The sequence below is a fragment of the Stappia sp. BW2 genome, from assembly GCF_008107695.1.
In the GTDB taxonomy this organism is placed as follows: Bacteria; Pseudomonadota; Alphaproteobacteria; order Rhizobiales; family Stappiaceae; genus Roseibium.
The window spans coordinates 76,636-99,389 of sequence record NZ_VIRG01000054.1 but is presented as its reverse complement, the minus strand read 5'-3'; the positions used below and the strand labels follow the sequence as shown (position 1 = coordinate 99,389).

Sequence of the window (22,754 nt, the reverse complement as noted above, 5' to 3'; positions counted from 1 at the left end):
AACACTTTCAAAGAATAGAACGGTTTTGACGATAATATGTAATTTTTTGCAAGAAAGCGAGACGGTATACCCACGACGTCTTTCAGCGCCCGTGAGGTTCCCATGTCGCACATGTTTCCCCTGCCCCTTCTGGCCCCGATGCTTCTGCTGGCCTCTGCTGCCCTGTCGACAGTGCGCCCCGGCCGCCGCCCGGGGTCCTATCCCCAGATCTCGGAAGCAAGCGCTTTCATCGCCTTTCTGATCGCACTTGCTGGCCTTACGCAGCTTCTGATTTCCGGAGCATCCGAGGCGGTCCTGTTCGAAGGTCCGTTCGCGCTTGCCGTCAAGCTCGATGCGATCAGCGTGACGATGACGCTGCTGGTGGCTTTCATCGGCTGGGTGGTGATGCGCTATTCCCGGACCTACCTCGACGGCGAAGCGCGCGAGGGCACTTTCCACGGCTTGATGCTCAGCGCCCTGGCAGCTGTCCTGATGGTTGTCCAGTCGGGCAGCCTACTGGTGTTGCTGCTGGGATTTGTGGGGATCGGCCTTTGCTTGCGCAGGCTCTTGCTGTTCTACCCGCAGCGCGCCGCCGCCCAACGGGCGGCAACCAAATTCGCGCTTGTCTGGCATGCGGGCGATATGTCCCTGCTGCTGGCCGCTGGACTGTTCATGCTCAGCGCCGGCTCGACCCAGATCGGGCAGCTCTCTGAAATCGTCGGCACCCACCTGTCACTGACCGAGCACTTGGCCGTCACCTTTCTGGTGCTGGCAGCTGTCCTGAAGACCGCCGCCTTCCCCCTGCACGGATGGCTGACAGAGGTCATGGAAGCACCAACCCCGGTTTCCGCCCTTCTTCACGCCGGCATCATCAATGCCGGCGGGTTCCTGCTGATCAGAACGGCCGATCTGGTTCAGGCCAGTCCCGGCGCCATGGGCGCGCTCGTCGCACTCGGCGGCCTCACCGCACTTTTCGGGGCCGTGGTGATGCTGACCCAGAGCGCGGTGAAGACTGCCCTTGCCTGGTCCACCATTTCCCAGATGGGGTTCATGCTGCTGCAATGTGGCCTCGGCCTGTGGCCGCTGGCGCTGCTGCACGTGGTGGCGCATTCCCTCTACAAGGCGCACGCTTTTCTCTCCTCCGGAGGCGCCGTTCTGGCGGTTGCCAAATTGCGGCGGCCCGGCCCCATCGCGGTCCCGAGCGTTGCCAACGTTCTGCGGTCCTTCGCAATCGCCCTTTTCCTCTATGCGGTTGTTTCCGTCGCCTTCTCGATGGTCGCCGGACCAAAGACCCCTCAGGCGCTTGCCATCGGAGCGATGCTGATCTTCGGCGTGGCCTATCTGGTCGCCCAGGGCCTCGCAGACGCAGCCCCCGCCGATCTGACGTACCGCACGTCGCTGTCTGCCATCGTCGTTGCCTTTGCCTATTTCGGCTTCCAGCAAGTCGCCAACCTGCTGTGGGGCGCAGCCCTGCCGAAGGCGCCGGTCGCCGGTCCGCTTGAATGGGCACTGATCGTCCTGGCGGTTCTTTCCTTCGGCGTCGTCGCCGTGGCCCAGACGCTGTTTCCTCTCTGGTCCCATCACCCGTCCACGTCCGGCTTGCGCGTTCACATCGCCAACGGGCTCTACCTCAACGCGCTCCTGGACCGCTTCATCGGCGGATACCGGGTTGCGAAATCCAAGTAAGACGAGGCAGCACAGATGTTTATCAAACACACACAATTCGCCTCGGCGCGGGTTTCAGACATCCTGGCGTCTGGAACGGCAGCCATTCGGGCGATCCCGCCGGCCTTTCCCCTGGACGCAACCGTTGCCGTCAATCCGTTCCTCGGACAGACCGGGGAAGATCTCGTAGAGGCGTCCGTGCGGCTGGCCAGAACAGCAGGCGTCAGCCTGACCCGGCCCAGAAGCAGCTTTGCCGCCGATGTCGCCAGTGGCCGCATCACTGACACAGACCTGCTTGCTGCCCTCGCAGCCAGCAACGCCGACACCAAGCCGGAGGATCTGGCACAGCTGAAGGCGCTTCTCCAGCAGGAGCCACCCGTGCCGACGGCGGCACCGACGATTGCCGATCTCGCAGCTTCGGTTTCGGGCATCGATTGGCCATCGATCATCGAAAAGTCGGTCGGCCTCTGGGCGGCCGGTTATTTCGACCGTGGGCAGGCGCTTTGGTCTCCGGCTCCAGGTGAAGGCGCCTATTCTGCCTGGCGGTCCTGGGCGAGCCGCGACCTGACACCGGAAATCGCAGGTCTTCCGGGCTTCTGCTCGCATGTAACCGCATCGCCGGATACCTCCGAGCAAGCCATCCTGCAGGTAACCGGCAGGCTGGCGATCAGCGTTCCGGCGGCCGAGACCGTGTTTCACCGGCTGCTGATGGATTTAGGTGGCTGGGCGCAGCATGCGCGCTGGCTGCTCTGGCAGGCCGAACAGGACGGCAAGACGGATGGAACGCTTGGCGACCTTCTGGCGGTGCGGCTGATCTGGGAAGAAGCGCTTTTCAACCGGTTCCCGGCCGTTGCCGAACAATGGCAAGCCACTTTGCAGCTCCATGAGGCCCCTCTTGTTCCGACGCAGGATCAGGTTGTCGACGCCGTTTTGCAGGATGCAGCCGAACGGGCCTACCAGCGGTCTCTTGGCCAAAGCCTGACCAACACGGCTGCAAGCACCGGCACCCGGCCAGCCCTTCAAGCGGCGTTCTGCATCGACGTACGCTCGGAAGTCTTCCGGCGGGCACTGGAGAACCAGAGCCCCTCGATCGAAACACTTGGCTTTGCCGGCTTCTTCGGCCTGCCCGCCGCCCACCGGGACCACGGCTCGGATGTTCAGGAAAACCACCTGCCGGTGCTGCTGAAACCGGCGCTCACCTCGACAAGCCACGGCGCTGCGCAAGAGGAAAAGACGGCACGCATCGGTGCGCGGGCCGTACGGGCACTGGACAGGTTTCGCCAGGCCGCCGTCTCGTCCTTCGCCTATGTGGAGGCCGCAGGCCCGCTATATGTGACCAAGCTGATAAAGGACTCCCTTGGCTTCCACGCAAAAAGGGCCGATTGCCCTCCCGCGCCCAGGCTCGATCCGGCGCTCGATGCCGAAACCAAGGCGGCAACGGCCGCTGCGGTTCTGAAGGCCATGAGCCTGACAAAAGATCATGCGCCGGTTGTGCTCCTGGTCGGACACGGAGCCAATGTCAAAAACAACCCTCATCAGAGCGCCTACCATTGCGGCGCGTGCGGCGGCTATTCGGGAGAAGTCTCGGCACGGCTGCTTGCAAACCTGCTGAACGACACGGAGACCCGCGCGGGGCTTGCCGGCCATGGCATCGAACTGCCGGACGACACCTGGTTTGTCGCGGCCCTCCACGACACGACGACCGACGAAGTTACGCTGTTCGACAAGGACCACCCCGGCCAGATCGACGGGCACGACCTTCTGAAGACGTGGCTGAAGCGGGCAGGCGTTGAAGCCCGGGCGGAACGCGCCCTGCGCCTGCCGGGTGTCAAACCTGCTTCCGTGGCGGCCAGAGCGTCCAACTGGGCCGAAATAAGGCCTGAGTGGGGCCTGGCCGGCTGCGCGGCATTTGTCGCTGCCCCCAGGAATGTAACCTCGAAAGCGAACCTGGGAGGCCGGGCGTTCCTGCACAGTTACGACTGGCAGTCTGACGAGAATTTCAAGACACTTGAGCTTGTCCTGACAGCACCTGTTGTCGTCGCGAACTGGATCAGCCTTCAATATTATGGCTCAGCGGTCGCCCCGGATGTTTTCGGTGGTGGCAACAAGCTCATTCACAATGTTGTCGGCGGTATCGGTGTCGTTGAAGGCAATGGCGGCCGTCTGCGGCCCGGACTTCCCGCACAGGCCCTGCACGACGGCGAAAAGGGAATGCACGCCTCGCTGCGCCTTTCGGTTCTGATCGAAGCCCCCACAGAGGCGATCTCCAACGTTCTGGAGGTGCACCCGGAGGTTCGGATGCTGTTCGACAACGGCTGGCTGCACCTCTTCGCGCTCAGGGACGGGCAGATGAGCGCCCGGTATCAGCCTGGCGGCACCTGGACGCACTAACAGACAGTGGCCGGCTTGCCCTGGCACAGCCGGCTACCCGTGCCAGAATTGAACCCTATGGCTGTTCAGGCGTTCTCAAAGGAGAGCTATCCATTGGAGGACAAAATGCATCCACATAGAAATGCCCGGGCGACCGCGACTTTGGCTGCCGCAATGCTCCTTGTTTGCGGCTCAGCGCTTGCGGAGGAAAAACCTGAGGACTGCCAGGTTGCCCCCGGGGCGAAGGCGCAAGACAGAGTTCCCACTGAAACGGAAGACACCGTAACCCTGTCAGACTGCAATGGCATCTTGAAACCGGCGCTGGTCGGCGATCGAGAGCTGGTTGAACCTGCTCCCGATGCCGGTGAAACGCCGATCATCTCGCCGGACGAGATTCCGGACCAGCAGCCGGCGGATTGAAGCTCCGCCGGTGCAGGACCAATTATGAGCGCAGCAGACGCTTCGTGGACCCGACAGCGGTCGCGATCTGGGAATAATGCGTCTTGCGTTTTTCGGAGTTTCCGGCCGAGCGCAACAGCTTGGTGACGCTCTCATCAATGGCTGCCGACGCTTCGCTGCGGGCCTTGGAGAGGTTGGCCTTGGAAACGGCACGATAGCTGCGCTGCCCCACGGACGCGCGCGGTGCGCTGCGATCCTGATACTTTGAGACGATTCCATCAAGCTTGCGCGAGAGGCTTCGCAGTTCCCGAGCCGCGTCGCGATAGTTGGGACGGTTCTCGATTGTCGAGGCGGCACGTCCCAGAACGTTTCTCAGACAGTCAAAGCGGTATTCGGGCCGAATGGAATTCTGGCACTCGTTGCTGCCGCTCTGAATGATCCACACCACACCACGTGTGATCCTGTCATCCAGGTCGTAAGCCGAACTGAGGTTTGGATCACGTTCCTGACGATCAAGATCATAGGAAGGTCCAACCGGTTCCGAATAGGTATCGGAATATTGCGATTGCACAAGCAACAGATCCTCCAGAACGGACTCCAACGGGTCCTTCTGCACAAGGGTCTGCCCACCCGGCACAGCGACGGCATAGGCCGGCACGACGGCGGCAGTCACGGTTTGCCCGGCAAGAACAACGGCCGCGACACCGGCAAAAAATCTGCTTTTAAACATGAATTCCCCCAATCAAACACTTCGAACAAATCGCCAGAGACAATGTATCGGGACGGTCAGTCATCGCCTTTGATGCCACGACTGCAATTAAGAAGCTGAAAAAACTGCAAATAACATGAAGAAAAACGTCTGCACTTCTATCACTGAAATCAGGGATCGATATTTCCCGACTCGTTTCTTTTGATTGCTCTTTAGAATTTTAAACCCTTGAAACAATAGAACAAGACAAAAAATTCCCTAACGTTAATTTTCGGGATCGTCGCTGATGGTCCTGCCTCGGTCCACCTTCGGCAAGAGCAGACCCTTGCCCTATTCGGAAAGCCCGTAAGCCTTCCGCAACCCTCTTTGGGTCTGTGGGCCGAATTGACCGTCGATGGTCCCTGTGTAGAACGCGCGTTCCGACAATTTGCGTTGCAGGGACCGGCGTGTCGTGTCCTTGAACATCTTCGGGTTTTCCGAGAGCTGGTTCAGGACTTCCTCGTTTCCCGACCGCAAGGCCCGGTAAAGATATTCCGCGGCATCGTCCGGCTGCTTGCCGTCGACAACGCCGTCATCGATCAGCGCCGCATAATTGAACATGGCTTCCGGATGCCGCTGGTCGGCGGCCTGCCCGAACAGTTCGATTGCTTTTTTGGGATCACGCGCGATCCCAAGACCGCCCTGATAATAAAGGAACCCGAGATCGTTGATGGCATCAGCAAAGCCCTCGTCTGCGGACTGGCGGAACAGCTCCAGCGCCTTGTCGACATCCTGCTCCACACCGATGCCGCGTTCATACATGCGGGCAAGTTCGAACATGGCTTCAGGATCGCCAGCCTCAGCTGCCTTTTCCAGAAAGGCCGCCGCCCGGGAAGGGTCGTAGCGGTCCTCGCTCGGGTTGAGACGCATATAGGCAAGGCCCTTCAGCGCCCTGCTGTCGCCTTCCCGTGCCGCGACCTGCAACTGCTCTTCCTGACTGACCTCAAGACGCCCCCACGCATTGCGCCGGTCAACCGCTGCAAGCACATTGACCTCCTGACTGCCGCCCGCCAGAAAATAGGGCTTGCCGGACAGCGAGCCGTAGGTGTGCGGCTCCTGTGCGTTGGCAGTGGATTTCAGCACGGAATCGCGCACCTGGCGGAAGGCGAGGCCTATTTCCAGGTCCCGGACCTTCAACGTCCGGGCCAGCGCTGATGCAAACGGACTGTTGTCGCCAGCCCCGTCCAACGCAACGGCGCCAGCTTCAGCCGCATAGGCCACAAGGGTGCCGCGTTCGGGAGAAGGTGCCGCCAGCCCGCGTCCCTGGACGCCTTGCCGGACGGTCAGCGTCTGCTCTCCGCCCGCATCCGCAAACGGGTCGTTCCGGCAGGAATCCAGGATCACGATCCTGAGCTGGCGCGCCTTGTCGACCGCTTCCAGAATATCGTCGAGAGAAACGGAGGTGTCGGCAACCTGCTGCCGGCTGCCCGACTTGGCATCCGAGGGAACCAGGAAGTTGCGCCCCCCCACTTCAATCCCGTGTCCGGCAAAATAGACAAGGGCAACGTCAGCGGTCTCCGCCTCGAAAGCAAAACGGTTCAGAAGGTCCCGGAACTCCGCAAGGCCGATGTTGAAATGCTCGGAGACTTCGAAATTCAGTTCGTTCAAAGTGTCCGAAATAAGCTTGCCGTCATTGGTGGTGTTGGTCAGGTCGGGGGCGTTCTCATAACTGGCGATCCCGACCACCAGCGCCATGCGCCGTTCCGCGAAGGGATCCGTTGCCGCATGAGCGCTCACACCCGTGGCAAGCAACAAGGTCATCAGGCACCAGACGGCCAATCCGTTGATATTAAAAGCCTTCAACAGCAGTTCGACCCGGTTTCGCATTTGGCGCAATCGCATGAAACACCCGTTTCCGCATCGAAACTCAACGCCGGAAACACCGCTGGTATAATTGAAGGAATGCCGTGCGAAGACAAGCCTTTCTTTTCGTTGCGTCACATGCCCGGGGTGACCGTCACCTGACGGCGTACATTGCGAAACTGGCCTTGCGAAAAAAGGCCGGTCCGCGTGAAACGAACCGGCCCAAGGCGGACATTGCCTGAAGACCACATCAGACAATCCGGATTGGCAGCTCCTCATGAACGGAGCCGCAAAGGCTTTTCCGGGACCGCGCCCTTCCAAAGGAAAGGGGCACCGTCCTGGCGCTTACTCCTCGCGGAAAGCGCGTGACATGCTGTCGACAATCGGTTTCGTCAGATACTGCATGAAGGTCCGCTCGGCGGTCTGGATCATGATTTCCGCAGGCATGCCGGGTGTCGGAACGAAGTTCAGCACCCGCGTGAGTTCACCCGGAGCGATGCCGATGCGGGTGACATAGACTTCCCGGACCATACCGGTGCTGTTGTCGGTGATCGCATCTGCCGAGACATATTGCACTTCGCCTTCCAGCACCGGGGTCGTCCGCTGATTGAGAGCGGACAGGCGAATAGTGGCCTGCTGACCGATGTGAACACTGTCGATGTCCGTTCGTGAGATCAGGGCCTCGATGATCAGCGGTGCATCGGAGGGAAGGATTTCGACAATCGTCTTGCCGCTTTCGATAACGCCACCGGCCGTATGATAGTGCATGCGCACAATGGTGCCGGATACCGGAGCCTGGATGACGGCCCGCGCCAAAACGTTGCGCACCTTGCGGGATTGTTCTCTCGCCGCATCCAGTTCCGCCTCGATGGACTGCAGGTCATCGAGCACCTTTTCGTTGTAGGCGGCCCGCGTCTGCTTGACCTGCTCCCGATGCTGCAGCACCTGGGCGTTGGCCTCCTGCATGGCCGAGGCCAACCGTCCGATCTGGCCTTCGGCTTCGGCAATCGCTCTTTCAAGCGCGTTCAGGGTCGGCTTCAGCAGAAGCCCCTTTTCGAAGAGAAGTTTCTTGCCCTTGTGCTCTTCCTTCAGGATCGCAAGCTGCTTGATCATGGAATCGTGCTGTTCGCGATACCCGTCGTGGCGGTGTTGAAGGGATTCGATCGTGCTCTCCAGGATACGAATGTCGCTCATCAGCTTCGCCTGAGATCCCAGAAAGCTCAACTTCTGGCCGGCGATGATGGTGGCAATTTCCTTGTCGTCCTTGTGATCGAGCAATGATTGCGGAAACTCGACTTCTTCCTGCCAGAGATATTCCGCGCGAAGACGGGCGTTTATCGCCTCAAGCCGGGCCAGCTTGAGCCTGAGCTGCCGTTCATTCGCCGATGCGACGGTTTCGTCGAGAACAACGATCGGGTCGCCCTTCTGAACGCGCGCGCCTTCCTGCACCAGGATCTCCTTCACGATCCCGCCTTCGTAATGCTGAATCTGCTTGTTCTGTCCGGTTGCGACAAAGGTTCCGCTTGAAATCACGGCGGCAGCCAGCGGCGCGGTAAAGGACCAGGCGGCAAATCCTCCGATGAAGAACACCAGCAGGAAAACCCCGATCAGCGTGTGCCAGTAGATCGATCTCGGCACCGCCGAATACCAGTCCATCGGTTCGTTATGCGTCAGAGCGTTGCTCATCTTTCCCCCCAGGCCTGAGCCGTTCCATGCGGCCACCAGCGCTTATCCTTGTTTCTGAACCGCTTTTTGCTTTTTCCTGTCGGCAAGGAGTTCAAGAACCTCGTTGCGGAAACCGAACATGCTGATGGAGCCATCCGCCAGAACAAGGATCCGGTCGACGCATTTCAGAAGGGACGGTTTCTGGGTGACCGCGACAACGGTGATGCCCTCGGCCTTGGCATGCGCCATTGCCCGCGCAAGCGCTTCGTCACCATTGGTGTCCAGATTTGAGTTGGGCTCGTCCAGAACGACGAAACGCGGATTGCCGAAGAAGGCCCGGGCAAGCGCGATGCGCTGCTTCTGCCCACCGGACAGCGGCGCACCGTCCGCCGCAACGACGGTTTCATAGCCATGCGCCAGGTCGGAAATCATGGCATGAACGTCCGCAAGACAGGCCGCTTCGTAGATCTGCTCGTCCGAAGCATCTTCCCGCATACGGCCAATGTTCTGCTTGATGGTTCCGGGAAAAAGCTGAACATCCTGCGGCAGATAACCGATGTTTTCACCCAGTTGCCTCTGGTTCCAGTTGCGCAGATCCATCAGATCCAGACGCACCGCGCCCGATGTCGGCAGGATCGACCCCACCAGCATCTTTCCGAGCGTTGTCTTGCCTGCGCCCGAGTTGCCGATGATTGCAAGGGAATCGCCGGCCTTGAGCGAAAAGGTGATGCTGTTGAGCACGACCCGTTTGGTGCCCTGGGGCACGTAAAGCAGACGCTCGACATCAAGCCGGCCCTGCGGTTTCGGCAGGACGAGACGCTCGGAATTGAGCGGCGAGGACTTCAGCAGTGTCGAGATCCGGCTATAGGAATTGCGCGACAGCAGATACTGGTTCCAGCCTTCGATCGCGCCTTCGATGGGCGACAGAGCCCGGCCGCCAATAATGGAGGCGGCAATCACCATGCCCCCGGTCAGCTCGCCCTGGATGGCGAGGAAAGACCCCCACCCCAGCATTGCCACCTGCGTCAGCAGCCGAACTGCCTTGGTGATGGAGGCCGATATGATGTTCCTGTCCTGTGCACTCACCTGCGCACGCAGCGACGCAGCCGTATCACGCCCCCAGAGGTGGACAGCTTCCGGGATCATGGCCAGGGCATTGATGATCTGCGAATTTCTGGACATCGCATCCAGATGCAGGTTCGCCTTGCTCTGGTTCTGGTTGGCGTCGCTGAAATGGCGGGACGTGATCTTCTGGTTGATCACCGCGATCACGAGCAGGATCACGCAGGTTCCCCCCACGATCATCCCCAGATGTGGATGAATAAGGTAGATCGCCACCAGGAAAAGCGGTGCGAAAGGACCGTCCAGAAACGCCATCATGGTCCCGGACACCAGGAAACCCCGCAGTTGCTGCAGGTCGTTCAGGATCTGGTACTCCTTGCCATTGCTGTTGAGGGAAGCCCGCGCGGCGGCGGCAAGGATGGGCGAGCCCAGTTGCGATGCGAGCTCAACCGCCGTGCGCATCAGGATGAACCGGCGGATGGCATCGAAGGCTGCCTGCAACAGAACCGCTCCGATGATGACGCCGGTCAGCATCACCAGAGTGTCGAGCGAGCGGCTGGTCAGGACCCGGTCGGAAATCTGAAACAGATAGACCGGAATGGACAGCACCAGCACGTTGATGACGCAGGAAAACAACATGACGATGAGAAGATTGCGCCTGACGGCGGCAATGCCGTTATCAAGTGCGTTGGAAAGATCGGGGGGAGTCGTGCGGCGGTGGAATTCGGGCTTCTCCCCCTTGCCTTTGCCGGCGCCGGTTCGTCCGGGTTTGCGCCCGTCCACCGGTTTTGCCGGGACGTCTTCCGCTTTCAGGGTCGGCTCGCCGGCGGCAGCGGCTTTCGCGCCCACCAGCCGTTCATCCCCCCTTTTGGCATCCGGCCCCAGAACTTCCGGTTCACCGGCACGGCTCGCCCGCTGCCCATCGGCAACATCATAAGAAATGGTCATGTGCGGTCTCCCCTAAGCAACCATGGTCGCCATCGGATCGACACAAACCTCGTCCGGCATCTGGTTCAGATTGACTGTTTCAAAGCTGTTGTCGGCATCGGTCAGCATGCCATCTGCCAGAAACACCACGGCCTCGGAGGCCAGATGCGCCCCGCCTTCGTCCGGCTGCGCCACATCTGCCGTCAGGATCTCTGCCTGATAGAGCAAGGCTTCAGAATAGGTTTCGCCACCGACGCGAACGACGGTGTCCACACTGGCTTCCTGGATCACCGCGGCGTTGTAAAGCAGATTTGAATCGCCATTGATGCTGGTGTCTTCGCTGGCGACATCCACCCCGAGCGTGGCGATACTGTCGCTGTCGCCCAGGATATTGACCTGTTCGAGATAATTGATGTCGTAGACGTCGCCGGAGACATAAAGCACGTTCAGCATGTTGACCGGCGAGGCCTCACCGCTGAAAGCCCCTGACAGGAAGTCGCTGTCGAGATCGTCCTCATCGGCAGTCGCCAGACGGTTCGCACTCACCGGGTCCAGGTCGACGACGGTGTTGTTGAAATTGGAAACGATGTAGGCCTCGTTCCACAGCAGATTGTCGATCTGTCCGTCCGGCCCAGCCAAGGGTGCGTCACCCGTTCCATCCGAGATGATCTGGTCGAAATTGACAAGAACGTTGGTCTGGCTGATCACATTGGCCGAATAGTAATTTCCGCCGATGAGGATCATGTCGAAAAAGGTGCTGAGTTCCGTCAGGTTGAGGCCGTTCGTCAGAACATTGCCGCCGGATGTGATCATCGTGCCCGAATTGTCTTCCTGGTAGACGATGGTGTCATTGTCGACCAGGTAGTTTGTCTGGGTCAGCCAGTTCACAAAGGTCATGTCACCGTCGTGGAAGGTAATGTCCCACAGGGCATGATTGCCGATGGAGGTGGCGTCCACCGGCAGATCCGATCCGGTGTTCAGGATCGACGCGATGTTGTAGCTGCCGGTAGTCGGGTCTGACGCCAACGCGCCAAGCCCGGCCAGATGCGGCGAGGCCAGAACGTTGGTCTGGCTGATGATGTCTAGATCGTAGTAGTCGCCGGCAACAGCGATCGTCGCGGCCTTTCCCCAGACATCCAGCACAACGGCCTGATTGATCATCGTGTTGTTGCCGGTGCTGATTTGCAGCGATGCGGAACCTGCCGCTGTTTCCTCCAGCAAGGCAATCTGACCGGAGGCGCTTTGCGGCCCATTATCCGTAACGTCCTCGGCCAACCCATCGGCGTCCTCGTCCGGAGCGCGGCCCTTCAACTGCTTGATGACCTCATCGAGACGTGCGGCTTCCTCGACAACGACACCATTCTGGTAAAGTTGGCCGGTCTCCTCCCCCGTCACAAGAACCTGCTGTCCGACACCTGGAGCCCCTGTCTGCATGGCCTTGGCCGTTTCCGCCCAGGCCTCGACAGTCGCGCTCAGGTTGCCTGCCGGATTGTCCGCTTCCGAAAAACCGAACCTGCCCGTAATTCCGGCGGCCTCCAGCGCATCGACAAAAGCGGTGAGCGAAGGCGCCTCGGCATCAAAACGATAGGAAAGACCGGTATTCGACAGATAGTCGTTGTCATCCAGCAGGTTTTCCGACCGGGACAGCACCGCAAAACTGTTGGGAAGCACTTCGTGGTGGTAGGTTATGAAAATCACGCCGCCCGTCAGTGTGATGGTATAGGGATTATAAGTCCCATCGTTGGGCGGCAGGGTCAGGTTTGCCCGCATGCCGATGCCGTCCCATTCATAGAAATTCAGGGCGGCGGGAATATCATCGAAGAGTCGGTAACCGTTGAATTCGTAATGGATATTCGGGTTGAGATCGAGCAGCTGATAGTCTGGCCAGACCGTTAGCAGCGCCTCCATCGTGTCGCCCTGCTCGGCCTGTTCTGCAGCCAGTTGAGCGGCGCGGAATTCCAGATATTCGAGGCGGGCCCGCGCCTCCTCCAGCGACATGGCAAAGCTGCCTACAAAATGTGAAATCGCCTCACGCGTAAGGTCGTCATAAAAAAACATGTCAGCCCCCGAAACGGAGTGAAGGGTTTTATTCGCGGTCGAACTCGCGCGAATTAAAAAACGAGAGGCCGCGTCCAGGAGGCGCGGTGCGAATGGCGCCGCGCCTCCTGCTATCTTCAGGAATAAAAGATCAATTCAGATGTGGAGCGCATCAGCTGCCCAGGGAGCCCAGGTCTTCACCGGTCATGATGTTATCCATGTTGCCCCCGACAATGGTCATGTCGACAGAGTTGTTCAGGATGTTTTCGCCCTGGACCAGTGTGTTGGTGAACGCCGTTGCATCGTTGGAAGCAGAGGCTTCGGCCGCATTGAGGCCCTGAACCAGAGCATCGTCGTCGGCAATGACCTTGACGCTGCCCGACCCCAGATCGTCGATTTCCAGATTGCCATCCAGGTCGAGCGACATGCCGTGGAAACCGGAATGACCGAACCAGTTGGCCGTGTGACCACCGAAAGCACTCATTTCAGCATCGATGCTTCCAGTGCCGCTGGAACCGCCTGCGGAAATACCATCGTCGGTCGTCGAATCGCCGCCCTTGGCATTCAGGGTCTGGTTGAAGTTGGCCCCATTGGTTGCCGTCGTGTTTTGAGCCGTATCGTTGTCTTCGAGCTGGTTGGTGTTGTTGAGCACGACGCCTGCGTCATTGCCCGCGCCATTGAGAGCTTCGTTCAGAATGTCCTCAACGCTGATGTCATCACCGGGAGAGTAGTCAATGCTGCCATTGACGCTGACGAGCATTTCGTCGACTTCAGCACAATCTTCCAGGTCGATGTCCACGACATCGTCATCGTCATAGACGAAGCCTTCTTCGAAGTGCATATCGACTTTGGCCATGTTGACGATCTTTGATTCATCGATTGCATCGAAATCAGAGTAGTTGAATTGAGTTCCACGCTTACCAGACATGATAAAAGTCCTTGTTCAAGGCGGTGATCCAGACCTCGTTAAGGCTGACGATCACACCGCATTCTGACTTGGAGACAGGCGCAGCCGGATATTCAGAAACAGGTTCGAAACAGGAATCCGCAGCGCCTCGCAAACATCTTAGAGGTCGTCTTCACCAACGCTGTCGGTATAGAGATCACCACCGACGATCGATGTATCGACCGAGTTGTTGAGGATGTTCGCGCCTTGCACCAGCTCGTTGACGAATGCCTCGGTTGCATTGGCGGCATTGGCTGCAGCCATCACTTCGCCGATCACCGTCGCGTCATCGAGGGCATCCACGGTCATGGAAGAACCGCCGAATGCCAGACCGTCATCCGCCACAGAAGAACCGCCGGTCGCGGACAGTTTCTGCGTGAAAGCAGCGTTGTTGGCGACATAAGTGTCATTGGCCTGGTCATTGTCTTCCAGCATATTGCTGTTGTTCAAGACAAAGCCGGTATCGTTTCCAGCGCCGTTCAGCGCATCGTTCAGGACGTCTTCGACATTGATGTCGTCGCCCGGATCGAAGTCGATGTTACCTTTTGCAATCAGCATGTCCCCGACACTGGCGTGATCGCTCAAATCCAGGTCAATGTTGTCGACGTCCGAAGGACCGTTCTCGAAATCAACGTTGATGACGGGATTGAAATCACTGTCGACATACTTGAACACCTGATTGTTTACATCCTGGGTGTTATCGTCGTCAGAGTACTCCCACTCGTAACTCTTCGAGTTGTCGATATTTACCTCGTGATTGTATTCACGAGAGAAATCCGGACGATACGACTTATCGATGTTCAGCTCGTTTTTTTGCCAAACGTATTCGCTCATGGTTCTGTCCTCAGATCGGACAGCTCGGCAGATCGTCTTCTATCGATTTGCATAGAACTGTCATGGTTTAAAAGGAGCGTTTCCACTCCCGATCAAATGGAAATTGGCAAAACGCGCCACGTCAGCCAGACAAAAACAGAATGGCCGCTCCATTTACTCATCGGACGGAAGTCAAATTCAGATAACGCATCTCACCAATTATGAGAAATACATAAATTCGATCACTTCCGAGCCGATTAAAACAATGACAGAACAAACCCGGCGCAATAAGCCGGAAATCCTAACTAAATATTAACCCCTTAGTTTTCGTGGGTGTATAGGGACACAGGCCCTCACGTAAAATGAAAAAATTGAATGATTTTAATGACTTGAATAAGACTAAAAAACTCGGATAAATCGAATTATTAATATAACCTAGGGTAAGCTTGCTATATACAAGTTGTGGGTGAGGAGGAATTCGGATCGGGGAATTACAAGAATCACTGTTAGTACTGCGCTTTGGGCGGCATGTTGATTTTAACTCGCCTTCCATTGCCTGAGTCTATCCTTGGTCTGAACAGACAAATAAAAATTTTTATTATTTTCAAATCTGAAGGCGAAAGCCAACGGCAAAATAAGCCGGCTAATTACTTAAAAAGACACGTTTCTCCCAGCCCCTGCTTCTGGCAAGTGCAAGCAAAAGAGGGAACGGTTTAAATTATAGCTTAGTATCTAGGGATGATTGTAATGGCTACTGCGAATTATGAAAAAAAGGGTTCAATCTATTTTGTTGGCGCATCCGAAAAGTTTCCGAAGGAGCTGGAAGGTGTAATCGAACGAGAAATAGACAATGGACGTTTCGTCCGTATCAGTCAGAAAATTGATCTTTACCGCTCGGAACGTCGTGGAGAATTTTCGAAACGGCTTTTCCTCATCGACGAAGGTTTCAGCGCGGAACGCAAGGAGTCGGTTGCCTGCTTGCGGAAGAACTTTCCGGAAGCAAACCTTTGCATGTTGATCAACGACGATCTTTCCTTTCCCTCGATCATCAGCGAATATTTCCAGGAAGGTCTGATCAAGAGCGTCTTACCCATGAACCTGCGGATCGACCTGTGGCTCGGCGCCATCCGTCTGATGCTGAACGGCGGTCACTATCTGCCGGCCGATGCTATCAAGTACATGGGTCACGAACGGCCTTCCAGTGCGGCTCCCGCCTTGCAAAACCACAAACAACGCGGTCGCACCATGAACCAGTTCAGCAAGCTGACCCGCCGGGAAACCGAAGTCCTGTGCCTGATTTCAGAGGGCCACCAGAACAAGATTATCGCCGACAAGCTGTCCCTGTCGGAACATACGATCAAGCTGCATATTCATCACATCATTTCAAAGCTCGGCGTTTCCAACAGGACGGAGGCCGCGGCAATTTTTATTCAGAAGGAAAACCATTCACCCAGTCTTGAGGCCTGAAGATGAGCGCCGCCGAAATGTCACCAATGGCGGATGAGTTCCAGACATTTCTGACCCTCATGGGCCGCCTGAATTACACATGGACCAACACGGAGAGCCTGTTGATCCACATGATCGCCGGCCTTGCCGGTGTCACCAAGGAAGTTGCAACGGTCATCTTCCTGACCCTTAACACGTCGCGCGCCAGAATTGATCTGGTCGAGCGGCTGGCCAAGCTGGACACCCAGACGCCAGACATGAGGGAAGGTGTGCTGGGCCTGACGCGGGACATGCACAAGATATTGAAATTAAAAAATAAATATAATCACTGCATTTATTCTTTCGACAACGGGGGACGCAATGCCTCTACTATTCTCATGCGAATTAGCGACCAGAAACACAAGATCGAATACGGCAAGTCCAGCCCAATCAATTCCCGTGAAATCACGCTGGTCAGGGAGACGATCCAGAAAACCCAGGCGTTGAACAAATCGCTGTGGGAGTTCTTCAAGCTGCGCAGGTTTCCGGTCTGAAGCTGCCGCCAACTCCGTTTCCTGGACGAAAAAAGAGGCCGGATCAGCGAACCGAACCGGCCTTACAGGGGAGGTAACACGGCAATTGAGCCGGCTTGGATCAACCTGATCCGGGCCGCCTTTCTCTAACCGATCCTGGCAGCGACGCTCTTGGTCTTGCAGTAGCTCTTGAGCCCCTCCAGACCTTTTTCGCGGCCGAAGCCAGATTTCTTGTTACCTCCAAACGGCACTTCGATGCCCCCGGCAAAATACTCGTTGATGAAGATCTGCCCCGCGTCGATCTTGCGGGCGAGCTGATGGGCTTGTGCAAAATTCGAGGTGTAGACGCCGGCGACAAGTCCGTACTGGCAGTCATTGGCCAACGCCAGCGCGTGATCGGCATCATCAGCCACCTGCACCGTCAGAACCGGCCCGAAGATTTCTTCCTGGGCCAACTCGTCAGTGGCGGCAACATTGTCGACGATTGTCGGCTGATAGAACCATCCCTTGCCGCTTTCCGGATCGGCGGCGATGGCGCCGCCCGTTACGACATCTGCCCCGCGCGCCTTCGCACGGTCGACAAAGCCGGCGACCTTCGCAAGATGCTCCGCAGAACTGACCGGGCCGACATCCGGATTGGCAAGGCCATGCCCGAGCTTCAAGGCCCTGGTGCGTTTGACCAGCTCTGCGACAAAATCCGCGTGGATGCTTTTCTCGATGACGAGACGGGATCCCGCCGAGCAGATCTGCCCGGCATTTTCATAAATCGCGCCGAGTACACCGGAGAGCGCCTGTTCCCGGTCGCAATCCCCCAGCACCACCACCGGCGATTTGCCGCCGAGTTCCAGCACCACGCGGGTGATTTCGTCAGCAGCCGCCTTCATCACCGCCTTGCCCGTCTGCACCGAGCCGGTGAAGGTGATGTGGTCGACATCCGGATGGGACGTCAGCGGCGCACCGGTTTCGGCGCCTGTGCCGGTCACGACATTGCAGACCCCGGCCGGCAATCCGGCATCATGCAGGATCTTCGCCAGAAGCAGAGCCGTAAACGGCGTCTGTTCTGCCGGCTTTGCCACGACGGTGCAGCCTGCCGCGAGCGCAGGCGCAAACCCGCGTGCGGCCGTGGAGATCGGAAAATTCCACGGAATGATCTGAGCAGTGACCCCGACCGGCTCGTGAATGGTATAGCCGACATAATTCGGGCCGAGCGGAAAGCTGTCGCCCTGCAGCTTGTCGCAGGCACCTGCGTAATACTCGAACGCCCGGGCCGCACCGCGCACATCGCCTTCTGCTTCCTGAAGCGCCTTGCCGCTGTCGAGCGTTTCGGCAACAGCCAGAAGATCGAGGTTTTCCAGGATGAGCCGGGAGGCCTTCAGAAGAATGCGGGACCGTTCCGCCGGTGCCATGTCGCGCCAGACCGACTCGAAAGCAACCTTTGACGATTGGACCGCCTGATCGACATCCTCGGCAGTTCCAGCCGTGAAGCGGGCAAAGGCGTCGCTTCGCCCGGGATCGAAACTTTCCATGGTCCGGTTATGGGACGGCTGGGCGAAACGGCCGTCAATGAAATGGCCGAGCGGCAGCGCCTTCAGCGTGCCCGTAGCCTGATATTCCGCGATGAGTTCACTTGCTGCGGGCATCGTTAGCCTTCCAGGGAGCTGATCTTGTAGGTGGATTTGGCCAGCCATTCCGGGCTGATCTCGACACCCCAGCCCGGCGCGTCGGTTACCATCGCATGGCCGTCTGAAATCTCGAACGGAGACGAGGTGAACAGGTCATACTGCCACGGATAATAGTCCGCTTCCTCGATGGAGAATTCGAGATACTTGCCCGCGTTCGGGATCGCCCGCAGCAGATGCATGGTGAACAGTGTCACCAGCGACAGATTGGCCGCATGCGGCGTGCAGGGGATGCCGGCTTCATGTGCCATCCGCGCCACCTGCAGAGTGCGGACCATGCCGCCGAGATAACACACGTCCGGCTGAACGATATCGACAACCCGGTCATCGATCATGCGCTGCCAGTCCACCAGCGAGCAATCCTGTTCCCCGCCCGTTACGTCGATGCGCAGCGCATCCGTCACCTGCTTGGTCTGGTCGTAATGCCAATAGGGGCAAGGCTCTTCGTAATGGGAAATTCCGTTGGCTTCCAGAAACCGGCCGATCTCGATGGCTTTGGCCGGCGAGTAGCAGGAGTTTGCATCGACCAGCAGCTGCGTACCGTCGTCAAAGGCCTTGCGCATGGTCGGGACAATCTCTTCCGTCCGACCAGGCCACTCGTCGCGGTCACGTCCGCATTCGGCGCCGATCCGGAACTTGAACGCGGTAAAGCCATTCAGGTCCTGCTGTTTCTTCAGTCGATCCGCTTCGTCCTTCGGCGTGATATCGCGCTTCATCGACGACCCGTAAGCCCGCACCTTGCCCGGAGTTCCGCCGAGCAGTTCACAGACCGACTTTCCTTCCAGCTTGCCGCGCAGGTCGAACAGCGCCGTGTCCAGACCTCCCATCGCCCGGCGCAGATAGGAACCGGGGAACTTGTGTTCCCGCTCCGGAATGATCCCCATCAGATGTTCGATGTCATAAGCATCTTCACCCAGTGCGTATGGCGCCACCTGACGATGCACGACTTCGGCAGTGATATCCGCGTAATAAGGAGCAACCTGTCCCCATCCGGTCGCGCCACTCTCGTCAGTCACGCGGACGAAGCAGACAAACTCATTTGTAAATGTTTCTATTGATTGTATTTTCATCGTGAAATCAGGTCCTCGGACGGGCGGTCGCGACGGATAAGTGTTGGCTCAGGACCGACCCTTATCCAGAATTGGACTTGATAAAAGGTCCGTTTTGCGCAAACTCTCATACCAATTTGAGGGAACGCGATGAAACGCCATGCCGGTGCAGTGCTCTCGTCGATCAAGATCGACAAGACGGCCGAAAAGAAAATTTCGATCCAGCTCTACATGGCCTTGCGCGACCTGCTGCTGACGGGCGCCCTGACCCCGGGCGACCGTATGCCGGCAACACGTACCCTGGCGCAGGAAATCGGCGTTTCCCGTACGACGGTGATCGACGCCATCGACCGTCTGACCGCGGAGGGCCTGCTGGAGGCAAGGGTCGGCGCCGGCACCTATGTCAGCGAAGCACTGAACGCCCGCCTTGCACCGAAGCTTTCACAGGAAGCCAACGACATCACCCCTGTCGTGCCGCGCCTTTCGCACGCATCCCGCCACGCAATCCCGGACTTCACCTTGCGCTCGCGCCTGCCGCACAAATCGCAGGCCTTTGTCACCGCGCTGCCCGCGCTCGACGCCTTTCCCATGGCACAATGGGCGAAGCTCTCTGCCCGGCACTGGCGCAAGGACCGCGACCACATTGCCGGTTATGGAGAACCCTTCGGCTACATGCCGCTGCGCCGTGCCATCGCCCGCCAATTGAATGCCTCCCGGGGCATCAAATGCGATCCGGAACAGATCTTCATCACCAACGGCGCTCAGCGGGCCTTCTCCCTGATCGGCGGCATGCTGGTCAATCCGGGTGAGCCGATCTGGTTCGAAAATCCGGGTGCCATCGGCGCACGCAACGCTTTCGTTGCCATCGGGGCAAGGCCTGTTCCGGTTGCCGTCGACGAGGAAGGCCTGTGCATTGAAGACGGACTGGCAAAGGCCCCCTATTTCCGGCTTGCGTTCGTCACACCATCCCATCAGCAACCGCTGGGTCATGTCATGAGCCTGTCACGCAGGCTGGCGCTGCTGAAGGTCGCCAACGAAGCCGATGCCATGATCGTTGAGGACGACTACGACGGTGAGTTCTATTTCGGCGACCAACCGCCACCAACCCTCAAGAGCATCGATACGCATGGCCGGGTGATCTACGTCGGCACGTTCTCAAAATCCCTGTTCCCGGCCCTCAGGCTCGGCTTCGCGCTTGTCCCGGAAGGTCTGGTGGAAAGCTTCGAGCGCGTCTGTCTGACCTGGCTTTCCGGCGTTCCGACGGTCACCCAGGCGATTGTTGCCGAATTCATGGATGAGGGCATGTTCGCAACACATATCCGCACCATGCGCCAGCTTTACAAACACCGCCACGACGCCCTGATGACGGAGGCAGCCGACCTTGCCGGAGATATCGATCTTCAACCGGCCAGCAGCGGCTTTCATACAGTCGGCTTTGTGTCGAACAGACACGATGAAGACAGGATTGTCAGCGAAGCGGCGAAACTCGGCATCATCACCGCACCGCTCTCCCGTTACGCCCTTGGACAGATACCACAGCGCGGCATTGTGCTCGGCTTTGGCAGCTCCGGGCAGGAAGACATTCGCAAAGGCATGAAGGTTCTCAAGAAAATCCTGCCCGGCTGCAGTGCCGGGTGAGGCGCCGCCCCGCCAATTGGACTGAAAAATTATCTGCAATGGATATATTTCACAGGCCAATTCCAACCTAGGCTTTCTTCCGGTTGGTACGCTGAGCGCATTCAGGAGGACGTCATCCATTTGGAAACAACACGAACCAGCCTGATGCCTGTCGCGTTCGGGCAGCTCTCCTTCATTTCGCCCACGACGAGGCCGGGGCTCACCTCCAGACTGAAGAAATTCGGCGCGACCATGAAAGAAACAGCCTTCAAACCGGGCGCAAGCCGGACGTCTGGTCTGCGCACGATCGCGCTGCCCTTGCCGCGGCCAGCCCTGATCGCCGACGCAATCGTTGCGCCGCTGTCGATTGCCATCCAACCTGACAAGACCTCTCGATAGGAGCATTCATGGCTGAGTTCGACTTTGTCATTGTCGGCGCGGGCTCGGCAGGCTCGGTGCTTGCCGACCGGTTGTCGGAAGACGGCAAATACACTGTCTGCCTTCTGGAGGCCGGCGGTTCGGATCTCAATTTCTGGATCTGGATGCCGATTGGCTACGGCAAGGCTTTCTACAATCGCAACATCAACTGGATGTACCACACCGAGGCGGATCCCGGCCTCAACGACCGTTCCGGCTACTGGCCACGCGGCAAGGTGCTGGGCGGTTCCAGCTCCATCAATGCCATGGTCTACATTCGCGGTCAGCATGCGGATTTCGAGGATTGGAAGGCCCTCGGCAACACAGGCTGGGGCTGGCAGGACGTTCTGCCCTATTTCAAACGGTCGGAAACCAACGGCAACGGTGCTGACGCCTATCGCGGCGGCGATGGCCCGCTTTATGTGTCCTCCATGGACAAGGAGGTTCATCCGCTGTGCGAAAACTTCCTGGCGGCCAGCGAAGAGGCCGGCTTCAGCCGCAATCCGGATTTCAACGGCAAGACCCAGGAAGGTGTCGGCCTTTACCAGATAACCTCGAAAAACGGGTTCCGCATGTCGGCAGCCCGCGCGTATCTGTCCCGCGCGAAAAAACGGCAGAACGTGTCCATCCTGACCAGGGCACACACCACCCGGCTGCTCCTTGAAAACGGACGGGCCACGGGTGTTGTCTACAGCCAGGGCGGAACCGAACAGACCGTCAAGGCCCGCCGGGAGGTGATCCTGAGTGCCGGCGCCGTCAACTCTCCGCAGATTCTGATGCTGTCCGGCATCGGCGATGGTGCGGAGCTGCAGGCAAAGGGCATCACCCCCACCGTGCAAAGCCCGGCCGTCGGCAAGAACCTGCAGGACCATCTCGGCCTCGATTACCTCTACCGGTCCAAGGTGCCGACGCTGAACCAACTGCTTTACCCGTGGTGGGGAAAGCTCGCCCAGGGGATCCGCTATGTCCTGACCCGCAGAGGTCCGTTGTCACTCAGCGTCAACCAGGCCGGTGGGTTCGTCAAAAGCAATCCGGATTGTGAACGGCCGAACATGCAGCTTTACTTCTCGCCTGTCAGCTACACCAAGGCACCAAAAGGCAAGCGCCCGCTAATGAATCCAGACCCCTTCCCCGGCTTCCTGCTCGGCTTTCAGCCGACGCGGCCGACCAGCCGCGGCCACATCTGCCTGCGCTCGGCCAACCCCTTCGACATGCCGGAGATCCACCCCAACTCGCTCAGCACGAACCGCGACCTCACCGAAATGATCGAAGGCAGCAAGCTGATGCGCAAGATCGCCGAAAGCCCTGCCATGAAATCGGTCATCGACGAGGAAATCACCCCCGGCCCGAGCGTACAGACCGACGAGGACATGCTGGCGGATGCGCGCAGCCGGTGCTCCACCGTCTTTCACCCGGTCAGCACCTGCCGCATGGGGCCGGCGCCGGGCGAAAATGTTGTCGACACGCGCCTGAAGGTTTACGGGGTCGACGGACTCAGGGTTGTCGATGCCTCCATTTTCCCGACAGTTACATCCGGCAACACCAATGCACCCGCGATCATGGTTGGCGAAAAAGGTGCCGATCTGATTCTGGAGGACGCGCGAACAGCGTGAGGCGAAC

Annotated in this window: 17 protein-coding genes; 7 read left to right on the top strand and 10 right to left on the bottom strand. The window is 58.6% G+C overall.

The window, feature by feature from the left end; genetic code table 11:
• Positions 1-102: 102 nt before the first annotated feature.
• The 3 genes from FMN63_RS06520 (at position 103) to FMN63_RS06510 (ending at position 4,434) form a co-directional block, all read left to right on the top strand.
• Positions 103-1,665: a proton-conducting transporter transmembrane domain-containing protein gene (locus FMN63_RS06520; RefSeq protein ID WP_148583154.1), complete on the top strand. Its 1,563-nt coding sequence runs from the start codon at positions 103-105 to the stop codon at positions 1,663-1,665.
• Positions 1,666-1,680: 15 nt separating this feature from the next.
• Complete coding sequence (locus FMN63_RS06515; protein WP_148583153.1) at positions 1,681-4,035, top strand: YbcC family protein; 2,355 nt, start codon at positions 1,681-1,683, stop codon at positions 4,033-4,035.
• Between the two features lie 105 nt (positions 4,036-4,140).
• Positions 4,141-4,434, top strand: a complete 294-nt coding sequence (locus FMN63_RS06510; RefSeq protein WP_148583152.1) for a hypothetical protein — start codon at positions 4,141-4,143, stop codon at positions 4,432-4,434.
• Between the two features lie 22 nt (positions 4,435-4,456).
• On the opposite strand, the gene FMN63_RS06505 is transcribed toward FMN63_RS06510, so the two are convergent.
• The 7 genes from FMN63_RS06505 to FMN63_RS06475 all read right to left on the bottom strand — a co-directional run bounded on the left by FMN63_RS06505 (position 4,457) and on the right by FMN63_RS06475 (position 14,435).
• A complete protein-coding gene (locus FMN63_RS06505; protein WP_148583151.1) occupies positions 4,457-5,143 on the bottom strand; it encodes a hypothetical protein in 687 nt (228 codons plus the stop codon).
• Positions 5,144-5,452: 309 nt separating this feature from the next.
• Positions 5,453-7,003 (bottom strand): caspase family protein, encoded by a 1,551-nt coding sequence (locus FMN63_RS06500; RefSeq protein WP_209000976.1) that lies wholly within the window; start codon positions 7,001-7,003, stop codon positions 5,453-5,455.
• 306 nt (positions 7,004-7,309) lie between these two features.
• The gene (locus FMN63_RS06495) at positions 7,310-8,650 is read right to left on the bottom strand and encodes an HlyD family type I secretion periplasmic adaptor subunit (protein WP_148583150.1); all 1,341 of its coding nucleotides are present in this window, start codon (positions 8,648-8,650) and stop codon (positions 7,310-7,312) included.
• 42 nt (positions 8,651-8,692) lie between these two features.
• Complete coding sequence (locus FMN63_RS06490; protein ID WP_148583149.1) at positions 8,693-10,639, bottom strand: type I secretion system permease/ATPase; 1,947 nt, start codon at positions 10,637-10,639, stop codon at positions 8,693-8,695.
• 12 nt (positions 10,640-10,651) lie between these two features.
• Positions 10,652-12,676, bottom strand: coding sequence for a hypothetical protein (locus FMN63_RS06485; protein WP_148583148.1), 2,025 nt, complete (start codon positions 12,674-12,676; stop codon positions 10,652-10,654).
• A 151-nt stretch (positions 12,677-12,827) separates the two neighbouring features.
• Positions 12,828-13,583, bottom strand: coding sequence for a hypothetical protein (locus FMN63_RS06480; protein WP_148583147.1), 756 nt, complete (start codon positions 13,581-13,583; stop codon positions 12,828-12,830).
• Between the two features lie 138 nt (positions 13,584-13,721).
• On the bottom strand, positions 13,722-14,435 hold the full coding sequence (locus FMN63_RS06475; protein WP_148583146.1) for a hypothetical protein: 714 nt from the start codon (positions 14,433-14,435) through the stop codon (positions 13,722-13,724).
• A 726-nt stretch (positions 14,436-15,161) separates the two neighbouring features.
• Here FMN63_RS06475 and FMN63_RS06470 point away from each other — a divergent pair.
• Complete coding sequence (locus FMN63_RS06470; RefSeq protein WP_162529995.1) at positions 15,162-15,881, top strand: helix-turn-helix transcriptional regulator; 720 nt, start codon at positions 15,162-15,164, stop codon at positions 15,879-15,881.
• Positions 15,882-15,883: 2 nt separating this feature from the next.
• Positions 15,884-16,393 (top strand): hypothetical protein, encoded by a 510-nt coding sequence (locus tag FMN63_RS06465; RefSeq protein WP_286192552.1) that lies wholly within the window; start codon positions 15,884-15,886, stop codon positions 16,391-16,393.
• Between the two features lie 125 nt (positions 16,394-16,518).
• Here the strand turns inward: FMN63_RS06465 and FMN63_RS06460 are convergent, their stop codons facing one another.
• Both FMN63_RS06460 and FMN63_RS06455 read right to left on the bottom strand, forming a co-directional pair.
• Entirely contained in the window at positions 16,519-18,012 is a 1,494-nt protein-coding gene (locus FMN63_RS06460; protein ID WP_148583143.1) for an aldehyde dehydrogenase family protein, read from the bottom strand.
• Between the two features lie 2 nt (positions 18,013-18,014).
• Positions 18,015-19,121, bottom strand: coding sequence for a mandelate racemase/muconate lactonizing enzyme family protein (locus FMN63_RS06455; protein ID WP_148583142.1), 1,107 nt, complete (start codon positions 19,119-19,121; stop codon positions 18,015-18,017).
• A gap of 129 nt (positions 19,122-19,250) precedes the next feature.
• Between FMN63_RS06455 and pdxR the strand changes: the two genes are divergently transcribed.
• On the top strand, positions 19,251-20,738 hold the full coding sequence (pdxR, locus tag FMN63_RS06450) for a MocR-like pyridoxine biosynthesis transcription factor PdxR (protein ID WP_148583141.1): 1,488 nt from the start codon (positions 19,251-19,253) through the stop codon (positions 20,736-20,738).
• A 101-nt stretch (positions 20,739-20,839) separates the two neighbouring features.
• On the opposite strand, the gene FMN63_RS06445 is transcribed toward pdxR, so the two are convergent.
• Positions 20,840-21,091: a hypothetical protein gene (locus FMN63_RS06445; protein ID WP_148583140.1), complete on the bottom strand. Its 252-nt coding sequence runs from the start codon at positions 21,089-21,091 to the stop codon at positions 20,840-20,842.
• A gap of 33 nt (positions 21,092-21,124) precedes the next feature.
• Here FMN63_RS06445 and FMN63_RS06440 point away from each other — a divergent pair, with 33 nt between their 5' ends.
• Entirely contained in the window at positions 21,125-22,747 is a 1,623-nt protein-coding gene (locus tag FMN63_RS06440; protein ID WP_148583139.1) for a GMC family oxidoreductase, read from the top strand.
• The last annotated feature ends 7 nt before the right edge of the window (positions 22,748-22,754 follow it).